Raw genomic sequence first — 19881 nt, 5'->3', positions numbered from 1 at the left:
CCCGCGGGGTTTCTGGGGGTCTTACTACATGGCACTGCCCGGGGGGGCGGTATCCGGTGGGGGGGGGGCCGGGGGGGGGGGGGGGGGGGGTACCCCCCCCCCCGCCTGGTGTCGCCGTGTCTACCGGCGGGTGATGTCGGATTCGTTGTAGATGCAGTTGACGCCGTCCGCGCCCTCACCGATCTTGGTCGGCTCGCTGCCCTTCGGCACACCGCGGTACTTCTCGCAGATGACGGTGTTGCCGTAGACCGTGATGTTGGAGAAGCGGGCCGTGTCACCCCAGTTGGTGTTGATGCCGGCGAGCGCCTTCGTGCTGCGCGCCGTGATGTTCTGCATCACCACGTGCCGCTGGTACGACGTGCTGCAGTTACCGCACGCCCGGTAGAGCTTGCCGGCGTTCTCGACCTGGAAGTTGCGGATGGTGAGCGTACCGCCGCCGTTGTGCTGGAAGACCTTGTCGCTGGCGGAGCGGGCGCCACCGCCGTCGACGAGGTAGGTGCTGCCGCCGCGGAAGGTCGCGGCGTCCTCGCCCACGTCCTCCCACCAGACGTTGATCAGGGTGCAGTTGCCCTCGCAGTGCACGCCGTCACCGGCGGGCGCGCCGATGATGACGTTGCGCAGGGTCGCGCCGGGAGCCAGCACGAACATCGGGTCCTGGCTCTCGCCCTGGCCGCCGTCGCCGATGCCGTAGTAGCGCTTGAGACCGCCGTCGAGGCCGCTGCTCGGCACCTGGATGGTGTCGTTGACCTTGACCTGGCCGGTCGGCGACGGCCAGGCGCCCGGCGGCGGGTTGGTCGGCGGGGGAGTGGTCGGCGGCGGGGTCGTCGGGGGTGGGGTCGTCGGGTTCGGGCCGGGCGTGGTCGGCGTCGGGTTGGTGCCGCCGCCGGTGTTGACCGACACGTCGTCGAACGACGCGCTGGCGTACACGGTCTGCAGGCCGATCCGGCCGGCCGAGATGGCGCTGTTGGACGCCGACGCGAACTGGGTGCCGTTGACCCGGCCGCGGATGGTGCTGCCGGACACCTCGAGGGCCAGGGTGTACCAGGAGCCGGTGGAGACCGACTGGGTCGTGCTGCCGAGTACGGTCACCGAGCTGCCGCTGACCGCCTGCAACTGGACCTGGTTACCGGGTACGAGGGCCAGCCGGTAGAACTTCGTCGAGCCCGACGCGCGGGCGAGCAGTCCGACGTGGCCGTTCGATCCGAAGCTGAGCGGCTTGACCCGGGCCTGGACGGTGTAGTTGGTCCAGCCCGTGTCGCCGGCGAACTGGCGGGCGTTCTCGCTGCCCGCGTTGGTCTGCCGCAGGACGCTGGAGCCGTCGCTGACCACGCTCCAGGTGCCGCCGGACTTCGACCATTCGCTCGTGCTGCCGCTTTCGAAGGTGGCGTCGAAGACGGTGGCCGCGTTGGCCAGGTTGGTGAATCCGATGGACGCGACCGTGACCACGGCCGCGCTGCCGACAGCGAGGGCGGTTGTCCGCAATCGCCGGCGGAAGGTGGGGGAACCACCCATGGTGAACCTCCGGGAAACGGGCGCCTGTCAACCAACCCTGACAGGCTCGTGATGGGGGATGGCGTGCACTGGCCGTTGCCCCGACACGAGCGCACCACCTGCGGGAAAGCGCGTTCCGCCGGATGAACGTAACGCCGCCGACATATTCCGTCAAGGCAAGTGGATCGATGTCCCCTGTGGATCATGGTAGGGGTCGGGAGCGACTGTCGAAGCATTGACGACCATTCGCCGCCGCCCTACCCTGACCGACGGGAAAGCCCTTTCTTGGCATCCTCGATCCGTGTGGCACCACCGGAGTCCGGGCCTCCGCGTACGGCGCCGATCGAGGGACATCCCCTGACCAGGAGGAACCTGTGCCCGACAAGCGCACCACCGGCCGCCGGGGCGTACTCGCCGCCGTCGGCGCCGCGGCGACCGCCACCGCCCTGGCCGTCACCATGGTCTCGACGGCCCACGCCGCGACCGTCTACTCCGACAACTTCGACGACGGCGACAGCGGCGGCTGGTCGAAATCCGGCGGCACCTGGGCGGTCGTCACCGACGGCTCCCCGGTGTTCCACCAGTCCAGCGCCAGCAGCCAGCTCGCCCGGCAGTTCGCCGGCCAGACCGGCTGGACGGACTACACCGTCCAGGCCCGGGTCAAACCGGTCTCGTACGGCTCCGGCGGCCTGGCCGCCCTGGCCGCCCGCTCCAGCAGCGCCACCAAGATGTACCGGCTGGCCCTGCTCGGCAGCGGACGCGCCGAACTCCAGGCCGTGAACGGCAGCGCCATCACGTCGCTCGGCTCGGCCACCGGCTTCGGTGCCACCGGCACCTGGCATACGCTGCGGATCGAGGTCAGCGGCAGCACGATCCGCGGCTTCGTCGACGGCACCCAGGTCGGCAGCGCCACGAACAGCCTGGTCGCCGCCGGCCGCATCGGCCTGGTCACCGCGTACGCCAGCGCCAGCTTCGACGACGTCACGGTCGACTCCGGCGGCTCGACCCCGCCGACCACCCCGCCCCCCACCACTCCGCCACCGACCACCCCGCCACCCACGACGCCGCCACCCACGACCCCGCCGCCGACCACCCCGCCGCCGGCCGGTGACCAGCTCGTCGTCGCCCCGAACGGCGACGACGCCGCGCCCGGCACCGTCGCGCAGCCGCTGCGCACCATCCAGCGCGCCGTCGACCTGGTCCGCCCGGGCGGGACGATCGCCCTGCGGGCCGGCACCTACGCGCCGACCACCAACATCCAGGTCCTCAAGAGCGGCACCGCGTCCGCGCCGATCACCATCACCCGGTACGGCACCGAACGGGTCCTGATCGACGGCGAGCAGATGCCGCACACCCCCGCACCGCTGAACGGCAGCATCCCCAACGCCGAGCGGGGCGTGTTCCACATCGAGGCGTCGTACTGGCGGTTCGTCGGCCTGGAGATCGCCAACGGGCCGTACGGCATCTTCTGCCGGGACTGCGGCAACAACGTCTTCGACCGCCTGGTCACCCGCGACAACTACGAGACCGGCCTGCACATCCAGGGCGCCTCCAGCAACAACCAGGTGCTGAACCTGGACGCCTACGGCAACCGGGATCCCCGCAAGAACGGGGAGAGCGCCGACGGGCTGGCGATCAAGGAAGGCTCCGGCAGCGGCAACGTCGTACGCGGCGCCCGGTTGTGGAACAACGTCGACGACGGCTTCGACGCCTGGGAGTTCCTGTCCCCGATCCTGATCGAGAACTCGGTGGCGTGGGGCAACGGCGTCAACCGCTGGGGCTTCCCGAACTTCGCCGGCGACGGCAACGGCTTCAAGATGGGCGGCGGTGACCCCGACGACCCGGCGGTCGCGCACACCGTCCGCAACAGCATCGCCTTCGACAATGCCCAGGGCGGCTTCGTCGACAACGGCAACCCCGGGTCGATGACGTTCTCGCGCAACACCGCCTGGGACAACGGCGGCACCGGGTTCAACGTCTCGCGCTCGCGGTCGACGCTGACCGGCAACCTGTCGGTGAGCAACCGGACGGCGGTGTCGATGGGGACCTCGACCGGCAGCGGCAACTCGTGGAACATCGGCGGCACCTGGAACGACGCCAGCCTGGTCAGCACCAACCCGGCGGTGATCACCGGCCCGCGTACGGCGGCCGGTGCGATCCCGACGTCGAACTTCCTGCACCCGGTCTCCGGGGCGGCGGTCGGCGCCAGGATCTGACCTCGGCCCGGCCGGCGACCGTGACCACGGTCGCCGGCCGGGCACCGTCCGGCTCAGCGGGCGAGCAGGTCCGAGATCGCCTTCACGATCTCGTCCGGCGCCTCCTCGGCCATGAAGTGACCGGCGGTGGTCGTCCGGTGCTCCAGGTCGGGAGCCCACGCCCGCCAGACCGCGCCCGCGTCGTAGCCGAGCTGCGCGCCCCAGTCCTGCTGGACGACGGTGACCGGCATCCGCAGCCGGTTGCCGTCGTCGAGGTCGGCCCGGTCGTCGTCGATGTCGACGGTCGCCGACGCCCGGTAGTCGGCCACGATCGACGGTACGGCCGCCGCGCTGGCCCGCAGGTACTCCGCGCGGACGTCGGCGGGAACGGCGTCCGAACCGGTGCCCCACGCGTCGAGGAAGTGGCCGAAGAACGCGTCGGCGCTGCTGGCGATCATCGTCTCGGGCAGTCCCGCCGGCTGCGCCATCAGGTAGAGGTGGAACGCGACCGAGGCCGACACGCCGTGCAGCACCTGCCACGTGTCGAGGGTGGGTACGACGTCGAGGCAGGCGAGGTGACTCACCGCCGCCGGGTGGTCGAGCCCGGCCCGGAACGCGACGAGGGCGCCCCGGTCGTGGCCGGCCAGCGCGAACCGGTCGTACCCCAGCGCCGCGGCGAGGGCGACGACGTCGGCGGCCATGGTCCGCTTGGCGTACGCCGCCGGGTCGTCCCCGGCCGGCTTGTCGCTGTCGCCGTAGCCGCGCAGGTCCGGGCAGATGACGGTGTGGTCGGCGGCGAGCGCGGCGGCGACGTGCCGCCACATGAGGTGGGTCTGCGGGAAGCCGTGCAGCAGGACGACAGGGCTGCCGCTGCCGCCGACGGCGGTGTTCAGCGACACCCCGGGGGCGACCGGGACCCGCCGGTACTCGAAGCCTGGGATCGTGATGGTCACGGTGTTCCTTCCGATGTCCGTGGTCAGGTGACCGGACCACCGTCGCGCGCCCCGATCAGCAACGGATCAGCACGACCACCGGGCGGTGGGAGGCGGACAATGGCGCGGTGACGGTCGTCTTCGAGGTGCTCGGGCCGGTCCGGGCGGTCGGCCCGGCCGGCGAACCGCTGGATCTGAAGGGACCACGGCACCGCGAGGTGCTCGGCCGCCTGGTCGCCGCCGAGGGGCGGGTCGTGACCGTTGACCGGCTGGTCGACGACCTGTGGGCGGCGCCGCCGGCCAACGCCGTGGGGGCCGTACGCACCTTCGTGGCGACCCTGCGCCGGGCCCTCGAACCGGACCGCGCCCCGCGTACGCCGTCCCGCCTGCTCGTGTCGCGGGGCAACGGCTACGCGTTGTGTCCGTCCCGGGACGCCGTCGACGCCTGGCGGTTCGAGGACGCCGTCGGGGCGGCCCGGCAGGCACCCGCGCGGCGGGCGGCCGACGATCTCGACCGGGCGTTGGGCTGGTGGCAGGGGACCGCCTACGCCGAGTTCCCCGACCCGCACTGGGCCCGGGCCGCGCGCGGGCGGCTGGACGAACTGCGGCTGCACGCCGTCGAGGCGCGGGCGGCGGCGTGGCTCGACCTCGGCCGCGCCGCCGGGGCCGTACCCGACCTCGACGCCCTGGTCGCCGAGCATCCGTGGCGGGAACGCGCGTGGTGGCTGCTCGCCCTGGCGCTCTACCGCGACGGCCGCCAGGGGGAGTCGCTGGCGGTGCTGCGCCGGGCCCGGGAGACGCTGGTCGACCGGCTCGGCCTCGACCCCGGCGACGACCTGCGACGCCTCGAGGTCGACGTCCTCAACCGCTCCCGCCGGCTCACCGCGCCGGTGCACGACCACGACCAGCCCTGGGCCCACGCCACCGCCCAGTACGAGCGGACCGTCGCGGCCGGCTCCCGGACCGGGCTGCGGTCGACGGTCGACCTGCTGCGGACCCTCGCGGTCACCGGGGGCGAGAACCTCGTCGCCGCCCGCGAGCAGCGGTTGGCCGCGATCCTGGCGGCCGAACGGGCCGGCGACCCCGACCTGACCGCGCGCATCATCGGGGCGTACGACGTACCCGCCATCTGGAGCCGGTCCGACGACGCGGCACAGGCGCGTCAGGTGGTCGACGCCGCGCGCCGTACCCTCGCCGCGCTCGGTCCGGCCGGCCCTGATCCGGTCCGGGCCCGGCTGCTGACCACGATCGCGATCGAGAGTCGCGGTACGGACGACCCGGACGCCCGCCGGGCCGCCGGGGAGGCCGAGCGGATCGCCCGCGAGCTGGGCGACCCCGCGCTGCTGGTGTTCGCCCTCAACGGCGTCTTCCTGCACACGTTCACCGAGGCCGGCGGTGCCGCGCGTCGGGACGGGATCGGCGCCGAGATCGTCGACGTCGCGTCCCGCCACGGCCTGACCACGTACGAGATCCTCGGGCACCTCGTACGGCTCCAGGCCCGGGCGGCGCTCGCCGACCTGGCCGGCGCGGACACCCACGCCGCCGCCGCCGAACACCTGGCCGAGCGGCACGAGTCCCCGCTCGTGGCCGTCTTCACGCGGTGGTACCGCGCCATGCGGGCCGCCGCGACCGGCGCGGAGCCGGGAACCGTCGCGGCCGCCTACCGGGAGGCGGCGCGGCCCCTGCCCGAGGCGGGCATGCCCGGGCTCGAACAGGGGCTGCTTCCCCTCGCGCTGCTCTCGCTCCGGCTCCTGCACGACCGGCCGGCACCGACCGGTCCCGGCCTCGACTACGGGCCGTACGAGCCGTGGGTCCGACCGCTGGTGCTGCTGGCCGAGGGCGACCGGCCCCGGGCCCGGGCGCTGTTGCGTACGGTGCCGCAGCCGCCGCCGGACCACCTGCTCGACGTGCGGTGGTGCCTCGTGGGTGAGGCCGCCGTCGCCACCGGCGACCGGGAACTCGCCGGCCGTGCCCACGCCGCCCTCGAACCGGCCGCCGGCGAGCTCGCGGGCGCGGGAAGCGGGCTGCTGACCCTCGGTCCCACGGCCCGCTGGCTGGGCCGGCTGGCCCGGGTCGGGACGGCCTGACCCGGGCCGACCGGACCGCTCAGCGGGTCTCGGCCAGGATGGCGTCGATCTGGCCCATCGCCAGGCGCATGCCCTCTTCCATGCCCATCGCCGCCATCTGCTCCAGTTGGTCGGCGTCGACGAACTTCGAGACGACGGTCATCCGGGTCCGGTCGCCGGCGGCCTCGAGCGTCACGGTGCCGTGGGTGGGGGCGATGTCGTCCACCGGTTCGCCGTCCTCACCGGCGAAGCCGTCGTCGAACTCGAGCCGGTGCGGCGCGTCGATGGCGGTGATGGTCCACCAGCCGCGGGACTTCTCACCCTCCGGGCCGGTCATGTGGTAGCGGGACCAGCCGCCGACCACGAAGTCGTGCTGCTCGAAGGTGGCCGGCCAGGTCGGCGGGCCCCACCACCGCTCGAGCTGGCGCGGGTCCTCCCAGAGCCGCCAGACCCGTTCGACACCGGCGTCGAACTCGGCGACGAACGTCAGCGTCAACGCCTGGACGTCCTTGTCGATGCTTATCACGCTCACGGCTGTTCCCCTTCTCGGTCTTCGGCCAGGATCTGTTCCATTGCCCGGGCGCGGTGCCGCCAGAGCCGTTCGTACGCGTCGAGCAGCTCGGCCGCCCGCCGCAGCGCGGTGACGTCGATGTGCACGACCTGCTCCCTTCCGCGTCTCTGCTTGACGACGAGTGCGGCCCGTTCCAGTACCGCCACGTGTTTCTGCACCGCCGCGAAGCTCATCGGGTAGTTCCGCGCGAGGGCGGACACCGACTGCTCCTCGCGGATCACCCGGGTGAGGATGTCGCGGCGGGTGGCGTCGGCCAGGGCGTGGAAGATGCGGTCCACTTCCGCCTCGTCCAGCTCACCTACAACCATGTGGTTGTACGTTAGTGGCGGCGCGTGGGCGGCGCAAGCGGGTTCGAGAAGTCGGGTTGCCGTCTCAAAATCCCGAAAATGGTCCCGTAATTAGTCTCGATTGAGGTGCCGGTAGAGGGTCGCCCGACCCACTCCGAACTTGGCGGCGATCTCGTCCACGGTGTGCGTGCCGGTCGCGTGCATCGCCCGGGCGCTCGCCACGTCGGCCGGCGAGAGTGCCGGCGGGCGGCCGCGCCGCGTCCGGTCCCCCGCCCGCGCCGCCGGCCGGGGCTCGCCCTCCAGCAACCGGTGTACGCCGTCGAGCATGTCCTCGCGCAGCGTCGCCGTGTCGGCGTCGGTGTAGAACACGATCGGGTCGCTGACCATCGCGATCGCCTGGGTGGCCCGCACCCGTTCCCGCTGGTCGGCGTCCGGCCCGGCCACCAGTTCGTTGGCCTGCGTCGCCACCGCGAGGATCCGCCGGTAGACCGAGTTGCGGTTCAGGATCGCGATGTCGTTGACGAGCATGCCCAACGGCTCGCGGTGCTTCAGCAGGGTGTCGAGCCAGCCCTCGATCATCGCCCACCGGCGCGGTCCGGGGGGTTGCCTGGCGGCGTGCGCGGCCACCGCCTCCAGGTCGGCGACGAACGGCTCGACCAGTTCGCCGGCGAGGTGCTCCTTGGTGGGGAAGTGGTAGAGGATCGCCGCCTTGGTCAGCCGCAGGCTGTCGGCGATCTCGCGCAGCGACGTGCGCTGGTAGCCCTTGCGCACGAAGAGGGCGGCGGCCGCGCGCAGGATGCGCGACCGGGTGTCCGTCGCCGGCGCCGTGGTGTCCATCGGTCGATCGTAGTCCCGCCCTGACCGATGGTCATCCAGGCCGAGTATTATCTGACCATCGGTCAGACGATTACGGAGGTGCCATGCCGGCCATCGCGGTGTCGCAACTGGTGAAGACCTACGGATCGACCCGCGCCCTCGACGGCTTCGACCTGCGGGTCGAGCCCGGCGAGGTGCACGGCTTCCTCGGTCCCAACGGGGCGGGCAAGTCGACCACGATCCGCATCCTGCTCGGCCTGCTGCGCCGGGACTCGGGCGACGTCACCGTCCTCGGCGGCGACCCGTGGCGCGACGCCGTCGCCCTGCACCGCAGGCTGGCGTACGTCCCCGGCGACGTCAACCTGTGGCCCAACCTCACCGGCGGCGAGGTCATCGACCTGCTCGGGTCGCTGCGCGGCGGCCTCGACCACCGGCGCCGCGACGACCTGCTGGAACGGTTCGAACTCGACCCGACCAAGAAGTGCCGGACCTACTCCAAGGGCAACCGGCAGAAGACCGCCATCGTCGCCGCCCTCGCGTCCGACGTCGAACTCCTCGTGCTCGACGAACCGACCTCCGGCCTCGACCCGCTGATGGAGGCGGTGTTCCAGGACTGCGTACGCCAGGCCCGGACGGCCGGCACCACCGTCCTGCTCTCCAGCCACGTGCTGGCCGAGGTGGAGGCGCTCTGCGACCGGGTGACCATCGTGCGCGCCGGCCGCGTCGTGGAGTCCGGCACCCTCGCCGAACTGCGGCACCTGACCCGGGTGTCGGTGGCCGTACGCACCGCCCACCCGGTCGACCGGCTCGACGCCGTACCCGGCGTGCACGACCTGCGCGCCGACGGCGACACCATGCACTTCGAGGTCGACTCCGAACACCTCGGCGCGGTCCTACGGCTCCTCGCCGACCACGACATCCGCTCGCTGAACAGTGCGCCACCGAGCCTCGACGAACTGTTCATGCGGCACTACGGCGACCGGCCGGCGCCGGCCACCAGCCCGGCCGGTGCCCGGTGAACGCGCTCGCCGGCGCCGGCCGCCTCGCCCGGCTGGCGCTGCGCCGCGACCGGATCACACTGCCGGTCTGGATCGCCGGCGTGACCGCGGTCGGGTTCGCCGTCGCCGCCAGCGTCGCCGACCTCTACGGGGCCGAGTCCGACCGCCTGGCGTACGCCGGCACCACCGCGGTCAGCGTCGTCGCCCGCGCCTTCAACGGCCCCATCTCCGGCGCCGGCCTCGGCTCGATCGTCGTCGCCGAGACGTTCACCTCGCTGGCCGTCCTCGTCGCCCTGATGACGACGTTCACCGTCGTACGGCACACCCGGCAGAACGAGGAGACCGGCCGGTTCGAGCTGACCGGTTCGGCGATGGTCGGCCGGCACGCCCCGCTCGCCGCCGCGCTCGCCGTCGCCGTCGGCGCCGACCTGCTGATCGGGGCCGGCGTCGCGGCGGCCCTGGTCGGCCTCGGCCTGCCGGTCTCCGGGGCGCTGACCTACGGGGCGGCGCTCGCCGGTGTCGGCGTCGCCTTCGCCGCTGTCGCCGCGGTGACCGCCCAGGTCTTCTCGACGTCGCGGGCCGCCAACTCGGCGGCCGCGATCGCGGTCGGCGTCGCCTTCCTGCTGCGCGCCGTCGGTGACGCCCTCGGCACCGTCGACGCCGACGGGCTGCGGGTCACCAGCGCCTGGCCGTCGTGGCTCTCCCCGCTCGGCTGGGCCAACCAGGTACGCCCGTTCGACGCCGACCACTTCGGCCTGCTGGCGTTGCCGGCCGTCTTCGGCGTCCTCGCCGGCACCGTCGCCGCCGTGCTCGTCGAGCGCCGCGACGCCGGTACCGGACTCGTCGCCCCGCGCCCCGGCCCGGCCCGCGCCGGTGCCGGGCTGCGTACGGCCACCGGCCTCGCCTGGCGCCTGCACCGGGGCGGGCTGCTGGGTTGGGCGATCGGGCTGGCCGTGCTCGGCGTGGCGATGGGGGCCGTCACCGACGAGGTCGACGCCCTGGTCGGCGACAACGCCGGGCTCGCCGACGCGATCGCCCAGCTCGGCGGCACCGGCGGACTCGTCGACGCCTTCCTCGCCACGATCATGTCGTTCGTGGCCCTGATGGTCGCCGGGTACGCCGTACAGGCCGTCCTGCGGGCGTACGTCGAGGAGGGCGCCGGCCGGCTGGAGGCGGTCGCGGCCGGCGCGGTGTCCCGCTCCCGCTGGCTCGGCGGCCACCTCGCGTGCGCGGCCGGCGGTGTGCTCGTGCTGCAGGCGCTGACCGGCGCGACCATCGGCCTGGCCTACGCGGCGACCGTCGACGGCACGGCCGGTGTCATGGCCGAGACGGCCCGCATGACCGGCGCGGCACTGGCCCACGCCCCGGCGGTCTTCGTGCTCGCTGGTGTCGTCGTCGCCGGGTTCGGGCTGCTGCCCCGCTGGTCGGCCGCGATCGCCTGGACCGCGCTGGCGCTGTGCGCGCTGGCCGGACAGTTCGGGGCCGTCCTCGACCTGCCCGCCGCCGTCGTGAACGCCTCGCCGTTCAGCCACGTCCCCGCCGTACCGGTCGACGAGGTGACCGCCGGTCCGCTGCTGGCCCTGCTCGCGGTGGCCGCCGGCCTGCTCGCCGTCGGGATGGTCGCCTTCCGGCGCCGAGACCTGGCCCTTTGAGGCGCCTCCCGGCGCCGAGACCTGGCCCTGTGACGCGCCTTCCGGCGCCGCGACCCGGCCCGGTGACGCGCCGGCCGCCCGTGCTGTACCGGCCGGGATCGCGCGGTGATTCCGGGCCGCCGGCCGGACCAGGACGCCCAGGATGGTGGCGAGCGGCGGGAGCCAGCCGAGCCGGGCACCGATCCAGGCCGGGCCGGTCGGATCGCCGAGCAGGCCCGGGACGGTCGCGCCGCTGCCCAGCAGCGCGGCCGTCCCGGCAACCGCGACCAGCACCGGCTGGTGGCACAGGTAGATTCCGGTCGCCACTCTGCCGGCCGGGATCGCCCGCCGCCGCGACGGTCAGCCCGATCAGGCCGAGCAGCCCGGCCTGCACCAGGTAGGGCCGGAAGCGCCGCCGTCGCCCGGCCGGCTCTGCGCGGTGCGGCGGGTAGTCCGGACCGACGAGCAGCCGCCGTAGGTCCCGCGGCGCGGCCCGGAGCGCGTCGATCGGATCGTCCATCATCCGCAGCGTACGGCCCTGGTGGGGGGCCGTCGTGCCACCACGGGACCAACCGGCGGTCATACCCGGGTAGGGGGTGCCGGGCCGGCCGGTCGCCCGCGGGCAGGGAGCGCGGCTGTGGTACTGATGGATCATGAGTAGCGGGTTCCGGCGTTTCTGGGAGCAGGCCAGGGAGAACCGCCGGCAGCAGGACAGGTTCAACAGGCAGCACAAGTCCAAGAACCCGGACGGCTGCTGTGACTGCTGCGGGTTCGGGCTGTTCTCGACCCTGCTGATGCTCAGCTCGGCCACGGCGGCCATGACCCGGGCGCCGGCGGTGGACCGGGCGGGGGCGGCGGCGATCCGGGGCTACCGGCGGTGGCTGTCGCCGCACTGGCCGGGGCGGTGCCACTTCACCCCGACCTGCGGCGCGTACGGCCTGACAGCGGTGGAGCGGTACGGGCTGGCGGCCGGTGGCCGGATGGCCGCCGAACGGGTGCGCCGCTGCCGTCCCGGCGTACCGCACGGCACCCACGACCCGGTGCGCTGACAGCCGGGCGGGGTGCGCGGGGGAACCCGGTCTGGGACTCGCGTCGATCAAGGAAAGCGTGTAGCGCCGGCACCCGCGCGGAAGCCGAGCGTCCGGCGGCCGGGTATCACTGCCGAGGTCCACAGCGAATTCGCTGTTCCTACGCCGAATTCGCTGTGGACGGCGACAGCGACCCTGCCCCTCCCCGCACGGACACCGCCCGACCGAGTCCGCCGTAACCGGGGCCGGCCGAGCCCGACAGAGCCGGCCGGCGGGCCCGGCCGGCCCCGGTTACGCCCGGGCCGGACCCGGTCACTGGTAGCCGCGGATCTCCTTGAACACGGCGCCGAGCGAGCCGGTCCGCGCGTCGAACGTCCGTCCCCCGGTCAGCGTGGCGATCTCGGTCATCTCGCCGACGTTCCCCTCGCCGAACAGCAGGGTGAACACCGGCACCGACCGGATCGTGGCCGGCAGCCCGGCGTGCAGGCTCCGGAACGCGTCCAGGCTCCGGCCGACCGTACGCTCCCCGTCGGTCAGCAGCACGACGCTGGTGAACCGGCCCGGATCGGCCGTGTCGAGTTCGCGGGCCAGTTCCAGGCCCCGGGCGAGCGCGTCGTAGATCGCGGTGTCGCCGTTGGCGGAGAACCCCTGTACGTCGGCGCGGATCCGGTCGAGGGTCGGCCGCGGGTCGTCGGACGGTACGTCGAACCGGCGCGGCTCCTGGACCGTGGTGCTGAACGGCACGAGGATCACCTGCTCGCGACCGTTGAACCGGGTCAGTTCGCCGGACAGCGAGGTGTCCGCGCCGGAGAGCCCGAGCAGGGCGGACTGCAGACCCTCCAGGCGGCCGCCGCGCATCGACCCGGACAGGTCGAGCAGGTAGATGGTGCGGGCCGGTTTGCGCAGCGTGTCACCGAAGCTCGACACGAGCTTGTTCGCCACCTCGTAGCGGGTCGGGAACGGCAGCTCGACCAGGCCGCCGTCGGTGGGGCCGAAGTCGCTGGCCAGGCTGATCCCGGTGACGGCCGGCCGGCGGTGCGTCCGCTCCATGATCTTGGCCTGGGTCGACGGCCGGCGCAGGAAGTCGGCGATCGCGGCGTGGTTGGCCCGGGCCTGCTCGCCAGCGCCGGCGAGCAGGGTCAGCGGATAGTCGGCGGTGACCACCCCGTCGGCGGGGTAGATCACGGTGAGCGGCTCGGACAGCCGGCCGCCGGCGTTGAGTGACAGCAGCACCGACTCGTAGTTGATGAGGCCGTCCAGCGGGACGCCGGCGGTCTGCCGGTGCACGTACGCGTCCGCGAGCCAGCCGGACGACCCGGACGTCAGGGCGTGCCCGGTGAAGAACGACTGCAACCGGGGCGTCAGCGCGGTGATCTCGTCGGTGGTCAGCGCCCGCCCGGTGCCGGCCAGGGCGGCGGCCACCCCGACCAGGGCCGAGTAACCGGAGTTGGAGGTCGCCGGGCTGGTCATCCCGTACGTGAACTCGCCCTCGCCGGCCGCCGTGGCGATCTCGCTCCACGTCGGACGGTTCTTGTCCCAGCCGAGCCGCTGCGCCGTCGAGGTCCGCAGCCCCAGCACCACCGGCGAGTTCGCCACCTTGGCGTCGACGCCGATCTTGTCACCGGCGTCCGGGTGCAGTTCGAGGTAGCGGTTGCTGGAGAACCAGATCGCGTCGTGGTCGCGCGCGGCCGCGCCGCTGGCGACCCGTTCGATCCCGTCGAGGGTGCCGATCTCGGTGAGTTGCACGGTGACGCCGGTCGCCTCCCGTGCCTCGTCGAGGATCGGGCGCAGGTCGGCCAGTTCGCTGCCGGCGAGCACCCGCAGGGTGCCCGAACCGCGCAGGTACGGGTCCTCGGATCCACTGGCCGGCGTGGTCGGTGCCGGGTCGGCGGTGCAGGCGGTCGCGAGTGCGAGCAGCGCGGCGGCCAGCACCAGTTGGGGCGTACGGCGCACGGGAGTCCTCCTTGGCGTCACTGTCGTAGGTGCTGGTCGAGGGTGGTGAGCATGGCCTCGAACGCGGCCGGGTCGGGTGCGGGGGCGGCTTCGGGAAGCTGCGCGGGCAGCGGTGTCCCGGCGCCGGCCAGCCGGTCGAGCACGCCGGCGAAGGCGCCCTCGTCGCCGGTGCGGTAGCCGTGCTCGGCCGCGAGCGAGCGCAGCGTCGGGTCGGTGGCCAGCAGCCGGCCGACCTCGTCGCCCTGTTCGGTGAACGCGACCACGGTGTGGGTGCTGAGCAGGGTGGGGGAGAGGTACATCAGGGTGGCGCCCGGCGGCAGTGTCCCGGCGGTCGCCGCCTCGATGTACTGGGCCTCGTAGGCGAGCACCAGCGGGGCGAAGTTCAGGCCCTGGGTCAGGTACCTCTCGAACGGGTCTCCGGTGGACCGCTCGAGCCCGCCCTGGTCGGTGAAGAGCTTCGCCACCCGGTCGAGCCCGTCGGGGCCGAGGTGGGTGGCGGCGAGCCAGGCGTATCCGGCCGCCGAACCGGAATAGCCGGGGTGCGTCGTGGTCACCAGCACATCCCGCCGGGCCGGGTAGGCGACGTTGCCGGCGATCTGGTCCCAGCGCAGGTCACGGCTGGCCAGGTCGAGGTACGCGGCCAGGTCCAGCACCCAGTGGCCGGCCCCGCCGCGCCGGGCGACGCCCTCCTGCGCGAGCAGGTCGACGATGGAGGTGAACGTGGCCACCGCCAGCGGCGACCCGAACGGCTCGTACGTGCCGCTGGCCGGCCGGGCCCGGGAGACGGAGTCGGCGGCCTGCGCGCTGGCCGGGAAGCCGAAGTCGTAGCCGGCCAGCGCGTCGGCGGTGGCCATCTCCCGGGAACCGCGCGCGTCGATCTCCAGCCGGAGCCCGTGTTTCTCGAACGCCTCCCGTACCCGTGGGTCGGCGAAGAACGTCGCCTTCTCGGTGCCGACGACACCGCGTACCGTCGCCGGGTCGGATCCCGCGAGCAGGTAACCGACGGCGGCTCCGAGCAGCGCCAGGACGGTTACCACGATCACTATGTTCCGAGGCCGCATCACGGCCGAATGGTGGCCGCCCTCCAACCGCTCCACGGTGGACGGCCGGCGAACAACCGGTGAACGCTGCGGCTACCGCGGGTACGCCCCGGTCAGCGGTGGGGCAGCAGGCGTGGGACCGTACGGACGTAGACCACCATGCCGACCACCTCGACCAGGGTCTGGGTGACGACCACCAGGGCCGCGACCGCGAACTGGTCCGGCAGGGCCAGGGCCAGCGGCAGCACGACCAGCGAGTTGCGGGTCGCGCCGCTGAACACGATCGCCCGGCCGTCGGGGACGTCCAGCCGGAACAGCCGGGCGACGGCGAGGCCGGCGAACGCCATCACGACCAGGAACGCCACGTAGAACGGCACGACCCGGGCGACGTCGGCGACGCGGTCGTCGAGCTTGGGGACCTGCGAGGCGACCACGGTCAGCAGGGTCGCCGCCATCAGCGGCACCATCGCCGTGCCGGCGGCACCGGCGAACCGGCGGCCGGCCGGCCGCCGGGCGGCCCACGCCTGGGTCAGCCAGGCCAGCGCCAGCGGTACGACGATCAGCACGACGAACGCCTCGACGAACGGCCCCGTCTCGACGATTCCGGCCAGGTCCGGCCCCATGAACAGGTAGAGGTAGCCGGGCAGGAGCAGCAACTGGGCGAGCAGCAGCAGCGGCGTCGCCGCCAGCAGCCGCTGCCGGCTGCCGCCGGCCAGGCCACTGAACACGATGACGTAGTCGACGCACGGGGTCAGCAGGACCAGGAGCACCCCCAGCCGTACGGCCCGGTCGGCGGGGAGGAACGCGAACATCGCGGCGACCACCAGCGGCACCACCACGAAGTTGACGGCCAGTGCGGCCGCCAGGAACCGGCCGGCCCGCAGCGACCGGGCCAGGTCGGCGACCGGCACCTGCAGGAACGTCACGTACAGCAGGGCCGCCAGCACCGGGTTGATCGCGTGTTCGAGTCCCGGTCCGGCTCCGGGCAGGACCCGGCCCGCCACGGCACCGGCCACGATCGCCCCGACGTAGACCGCGACCTGGTGCCGTTCCAGGCCGGCCACCAGCCCCTGCGCTCCTCGCGACACCCGGGTCTCCTTCGGATCGGCCCGCAATTGTAGGAGACGACCGGCCGGTCAGGCGGCGGTGACCGGCCCGGTGAGCCGGACCTCACGCCCCGGCCAGCGGGCGCGCAGCCACCGGTCGTGGCTGGCGACCACGACGGCGCCGGGACCGGTGCCGAGCGCCTCCTCCAACTCGTCGGCGAGCCGGGGCGACAGGTGGTTGGTGGGTTCGTCGAGCAGCAGCAGTTCGGGCGGGTCGGCCACGAGCAGTGCCAGCGCGAGCCGGCGGCGCTGGCCCACCGACAGGTCACCGACCGGGCGGGCGATGTCCCGGGGCCGGATCAGACCGAGCGACCGCAGCGGTACGGCGTCGGCACGGGCGGGGCCGAGCGCCAACTCGTACGTCTCCCGCACCGAACGGTCCGGCCGCTCGAAGACGGTGTCCTGCGCCAGCAGGCCGACCTTCAGCCCGGACCGCCGCTGGATCCCGCCGGCGGCCGGCAGGTGTCCGGCCAGCAGCGCGAGCAGCGTCGACTTGCCCGCCCCGTTCGCCCCGGTGACCAGCACCCGGTCGGTGTCCGACACGTCCAGGCGGTCGAGGCGCAGCCGGCCGGGCACCTCCACGTCGCGCAGCGACACCAGCAGCCCGGCGGCCGACCCGGTGGCGAGCGCGGTGGCCCGGAACCGCAGTGGCTCCGGCGGCTTGCGGACCTGGTCGCGTTCGAGTTCGTCGAGGCGGCGGGTGGCGTTGCGGACCCGGCGCGAGATCTGGTTCTGGACCCGGCCGGTGGTGTGGCCGAACCCCATCTTCTCGTTGTCGCGCCGGGCCCGGCCGGGCGCCACCTGGTGCGCGGTCACGCTGGCGGAGCGCCGCAACTCGGCGAGTTCCTCCTGCTCCTCGGCGAAGCGCCGCTGCCAGCGTTCCCGTTCGGCCCGCTTGTGCGCCTGGTAGTCGGTGTAGTTGCCGCCGAACCGGGTGGGGCCGTCCAGCGCCGGGTCGAGGTCGACCAGGTCGGTGCAGACGGCGTCGAGGAAGGCCCGGTCGTGGCTGGCCACCACGACCACCCCGGGCAGGCCGCGCAACTGCTCCTCGAGGAACGCCGCGGCGTCGTCGTCGAGGTGGTTGGTGGGTTCGTCGAGCAGCAGCGCCACGGGCCGGCGGACGAGCAGCGCCGCCAGGGCGAGCCGGCCGCGCTGCCCGCCGGACAGCGACCCGAGGGTACGGTCGTGCGCCATCGCGCCGAGGCCGAGCCCGGCGAGGACGATCCCGGCCCGCCGGTCGGCGTCCCAGGCGTCGTGTTCCTGCGCCCGGTCGAGCCGTTCGCCGTACGCGGCGAGCAGGTCGGCGTAGCCGGGCGAGTCCGGCGGGAGGTCGGCGAGCGCGGCGGTGAGCCGGTCGAGTTCGGCGAGATCCGCGCGGGCCTCGCGCAGGGCGTCGTCGAGCACGTCGGCGATCGTCGCGTCGGCCCGGAACGGCATCTCCTGGTGCAGGAACCCGAGGTCGGCGGGGCGTACGACGGTGCCGGTGTCGGGCTCGTCGGTGCCGGCGAGCAGCCGCAACAGGGTCGACTTGCCGGTGCCGTTCTCGCCGATCAACCCGATCCGGTGGCCGGGTGCGGCGGTCAGTGAGACGCCGTCGAGCACCCGGCGCGTGCCGAGGGTGCGGACGAGGTCATGGGCGAGCAGGGCTGCTTGAGGCATGGGACACCACCGACTGGAAGAGATCTTCCGCCCGCCGGGCAGTGCCTCGGGCGCGGGCGCGGGAAGGTGTCAGCGGCTCACATCGCGGCAAACGTACGTCGCCGCCGTCGGGTTCCGCAACCCGAATTACGCAGGGCCACCGGATCGGGTCGGCTGTCTCGCCGACGAGTGGTCGTCCAGGGTCCGGCGGTCGGCGCCCTGGAGCGCGGAGAGGGTGCGGGCCGCCCGGCGCGGGAGGCGGGTGAACAGGCGCATCAGGTGGGGTGTGGTCCGGGCGGCGACCCGGGTGCCGGGCACGAGTTGGCGTAGCGTGCTCGGCCCGACCCGACGGCCGCGCTCGACCGGCTCCCGCATCACCTGTTCGTAGCCGCGGAAGGCGGCGTGGTGGTCGCCGCCGGCGAGCGCGAGTTCGTTGGCGAGGACGTATCCGCCGAGCGGTGCCGCCGCCGACGGCCGGGCCGGGGGAGTAGCCGGCGTCGCCGACGAGGGTGACCCGGCCGCGTGACCAGGTGTCCATCCGGATCTGGCTGATCGAGTCGAGGTAGAGGTCGTCGGCGCCGTCGGAGTGGGCGAGCAGCCGGGGCAGGTGCCAGCCACTTCCGCCGAATACGTCCCGCAGCAGTCGCGTCCGGCGGCCGGGGTCGCGCAGGTCGTCGGCGTGGCCGTCCGCCCCGGCGGGGTGCCGGAAGAGTAGGAGCGCCCGGGCCCGCGCGCCGTCGTCGACGGCGTACGTGAAGACGGCCCGGTCCACGTCGAGGTGTCCGAGGACCTGGCGGTCGAGGTCCAGTTCGTTCGGGTAGCTGAACACCGCCAGGTATCCGCCGAGGTCGTGGCGGAACCGCTGTTCCGGCCCGAAGACGAGGCGCCGGACGCCCGAGTGCAGCCCGTCGGCGCCGACCAGCAGGTCGAAGTCGCGGGCCGGGGAGCCGGCGAACGTGACCGTCAGCCCGTCGCCGTGCTCGTGTACGGCGGTGATCGTCTCGCCGAAGACGTACTCGGTCCGGTCCCGGGTCGCGTCGTGCAGGATCGAGATGAGGTCGTCGCGCTGGATCTCGACGTGCCGGTCGGTGACGAGGTCGCTCAGTCGGGGCATCGCGAGCGGCGGCCGGTCGTCGCGGTGGAAGACCAGCGTGTCCCGGCGTACGCGGGCCGCCTGGACGGCCGGCAGCAGGCCCATCCGTTCGATGACCTCGGTCGAGACGCCGCCGAGGTCGACCGCGTGCCCGCCGGTGTGCCGTACGCCCGGTGCCCGCTCGACGACCGTGGGGGTGAACCCGTGCCGCGACAGCCAGTACGCCAGGACCGGGCCGGCGATCCCGGCGCCGGAGATGAGGACGGTAGGTGACACCGCTGCTCCTTTTTCCGAGGTCTGCCGACTAGATTACTTGCCGGCCGGCTAGCTATCAATGGGATGGTCGTCGCCGCGGCTCAGGGCGCTGGTCAGCGCCGACCGATCACATAGAATCGGGCGTCTCGCGTGCCCGAGGGAGGACCGGCGATGTCACGGGAGTCTTCTGCGGTCCGCCGGGACGGCCGCGTCACCGACACCCGGGAACGGGTCAGGGCGGTCGCGCTGCGACTGTTCGTCACCAAGGGCTTCTCGGCGACCAGCCTCAAGGACATCGCCGACGCACTCGGCGTCACCAAGGCGGCGCTCTACTACCACTTCCCGGCAAAGGCCGACCTCGCCCGGAGCATCTTCCAACCGTTCATCGACGACGTCGACGCCCTGCTCACCCGCCTCGACCGTGCCGACCGTCCGCCGCGCGAGATCCTCACCGCCTACGTCGAGACGCTCATCCCGCACCGCGAGGCGTTCGCGGCGATCATGCGCGACCCGACCGCCGCCGCCGACCTCGACGTCGAGGGCGCCAGCCAGCGCTGGCTCGACCGGCTGACCGAACTGCTTGCCACCGGTGACACCCCCGAAGTGCGGATCCGGGTCACCGTCGCGGTCGGCGGACTCACCCGGGTCCTGGTGCTACCCGACGCCGACGCCGACGCGATCCGCGGGACCGCCATCGACGCCGCCGTCGCGGCCCTGGGACCCGCCGCCCACCGGTGACGGACCCGAAGTGTCAGTTGGCGCCGCTCCGCCCGCGAAACGG

Annotated in this window: 16 protein-coding genes; 6 read left to right on the top strand and 10 right to left on the bottom strand. The window is 73.5% G+C overall.

Going from position 1 to position 19881, the window contains the following annotated elements:
• Positions 1–120: 120 nt before the first annotated feature.
• Positions 121–1512 carry a pectate lyase gene (locus AB0I42_RS19650; protein WP_357538963.1) on the bottom strand — a complete coding sequence of 464 codons (1392 nt, stop codon included), beginning with the start codon at positions 1510–1512 and terminating at the stop codon, positions 121–123.
• Between the two features lie 353 nt (positions 1513–1865).
• Between AB0I42_RS19650 and AB0I42_RS19645 the strand changes: the two genes are divergently transcribed.
• A complete protein-coding gene (locus AB0I42_RS19645) occupies positions 1866–3707 on the top strand; it encodes a right-handed parallel beta-helix repeat-containing protein (protein ID WP_357538962.1) in 1842 nt (613 codons plus the stop codon).
• A 53-nt stretch (positions 3708–3760) separates the two neighbouring features.
• Here AB0I42_RS19645 and AB0I42_RS19640 read toward each other — a convergent pair whose 3' ends face one another.
• Positions 3761–4639 (bottom strand): alpha/beta hydrolase, encoded by an 879-nt coding sequence (locus AB0I42_RS19640; RefSeq protein ID WP_357538961.1) that lies wholly within the window; start codon positions 4637–4639, stop codon positions 3761–3763.
• Positions 4640–4746: 107 nt separating this feature from the next.
• Here AB0I42_RS19640 and AB0I42_RS19635 point away from each other — a divergent pair, with 107 nt between their 5' ends.
• On the top strand, positions 4747–6705 hold the full coding sequence (locus tag AB0I42_RS19635) for a BTAD domain-containing putative transcriptional regulator (RefSeq protein ID WP_357538960.1): 1959 nt from the start codon (positions 4747–4749) through the stop codon (positions 6703–6705).
• 19 nt (positions 6706–6724) lie between these two features.
• On the opposite strand, the gene AB0I42_RS19630 is transcribed toward AB0I42_RS19635, so the two are convergent.
• The 3 genes from AB0I42_RS19630 to AB0I42_RS19620 form a co-directional block, all read right to left on the bottom strand.
• Positions 6725–7216 carry an SRPBCC domain-containing protein gene (locus tag AB0I42_RS19630; protein ID WP_357538959.1) on the bottom strand — a complete coding sequence of 164 codons (492 nt, stop codon included), beginning with the start codon at positions 7214–7216 and terminating at the stop codon, positions 6725–6727.
• On the bottom strand, positions 7213–7563 hold the full coding sequence (locus AB0I42_RS19625; protein WP_357538958.1) for a helix-turn-helix domain-containing protein: 351 nt from the start codon (positions 7561–7563) through the stop codon (positions 7213–7215). Before AB0I42_RS19625 ends, AB0I42_RS19630 begins: the two co-directional genes overlap by 4 nt.
• A gap of 90 nt (positions 7564–7653) precedes the next feature.
• Positions 7654–8379, bottom strand: coding sequence for a TetR family transcriptional regulator (locus tag AB0I42_RS19620; protein WP_357538957.1), 726 nt, complete (start codon positions 8377–8379; stop codon positions 7654–7656).
• Between the two features lie 83 nt (positions 8380–8462).
• Between AB0I42_RS19620 and AB0I42_RS19615 the strand changes: the two genes are divergently transcribed.
• The 3 genes from AB0I42_RS19615 to yidD all read left to right on the top strand — a co-directional run bounded on the left by AB0I42_RS19615 (position 8463) and on the right by yidD (position 12036).
• A complete protein-coding gene (locus tag AB0I42_RS19615; RefSeq protein WP_357538956.1) occupies positions 8463–9377 on the top strand; it encodes an ABC transporter ATP-binding protein in 915 nt (304 codons plus the stop codon).
• A complete protein-coding gene (locus tag AB0I42_RS19610) occupies positions 9374–11008 on the top strand; it encodes an anibiotic ABC transporter (protein WP_357538955.1) in 1635 nt (544 codons plus the stop codon). Before AB0I42_RS19615 ends, AB0I42_RS19610 begins: the two co-directional genes overlap by 4 nt.
• 632 nt (positions 11009–11640) lie before the next feature.
• Positions 11641–12036 (top strand): membrane protein insertion efficiency factor YidD, encoded by a 396-nt coding sequence (yidD, locus tag AB0I42_RS19605; RefSeq protein ID WP_357538954.1) that lies wholly within the window; start codon positions 11641–11643, stop codon positions 12034–12036.
• A 291-nt stretch (positions 12037–12327) separates the two neighbouring features.
• On the opposite strand, the gene AB0I42_RS19600 is transcribed toward yidD, so the two are convergent.
• From AB0I42_RS19600 to AB0I42_RS19580, 5 genes are all read right to left on the bottom strand, one after another.
• Complete coding sequence (locus AB0I42_RS19600) at positions 12328–13968, bottom strand: VWA domain-containing protein (RefSeq protein WP_357538953.1); 1641 nt, start codon at positions 13966–13968, stop codon at positions 12328–12330.
• A gap of 17 nt (positions 13969–13985) precedes the next feature.
• Entirely contained in the window at positions 13986–15005 is a 1020-nt protein-coding gene (locus tag AB0I42_RS19595; RefSeq protein ID WP_357538952.1) for a hypothetical protein, read from the bottom strand.
• Positions 15006–15121: 116 nt separating this feature from the next.
• Complete coding sequence (locus AB0I42_RS19590) at positions 15122–16096, bottom strand: bile acid:sodium symporter (protein ID WP_357538951.1); 975 nt, start codon at positions 16094–16096, stop codon at positions 15122–15124.
• A gap of 48 nt (positions 16097–16144) precedes the next feature.
• Positions 16145–17773, bottom strand: a complete 1629-nt coding sequence (locus tag AB0I42_RS19585) for an ABC-F family ATP-binding cassette domain-containing protein (protein WP_357538950.1) — start codon at positions 17771–17773, stop codon at positions 16145–16147.
• Positions 17745–19121 (bottom strand): FAD-dependent monooxygenase, encoded by a 1377-nt coding sequence (locus AB0I42_RS19580; protein ID WP_357538949.1) that lies wholly within the window; start codon positions 19119–19121, stop codon positions 17745–17747. The genes AB0I42_RS19585 and AB0I42_RS19580 overlap by 29 nt, the downstream gene beginning before the upstream one ends.
• Positions 19122–19271: 150 nt before the next feature.
• On the opposite strand from AB0I42_RS19580, the gene AB0I42_RS19575 reads away from it, so the two are divergent.
• Complete coding sequence (locus tag AB0I42_RS19575) at positions 19272–19838, top strand: TetR family transcriptional regulator (protein WP_357538948.1); 567 nt, start codon at positions 19272–19274, stop codon at positions 19836–19838.
• Positions 19839–19881: the final 43 nt, after the last annotated feature.

It is taken from the genome of Polymorphospora sp. NPDC050346, assembly GCF_040655695.1.
GTDB lineage: Bacteria > Actinomycetota > Actinomycetes > Mycobacteriales > Micromonosporaceae > Polymorphospora > Polymorphospora lycopeni.
This window is presented reverse-complemented; position numbering and strand designations above follow the sequence as displayed.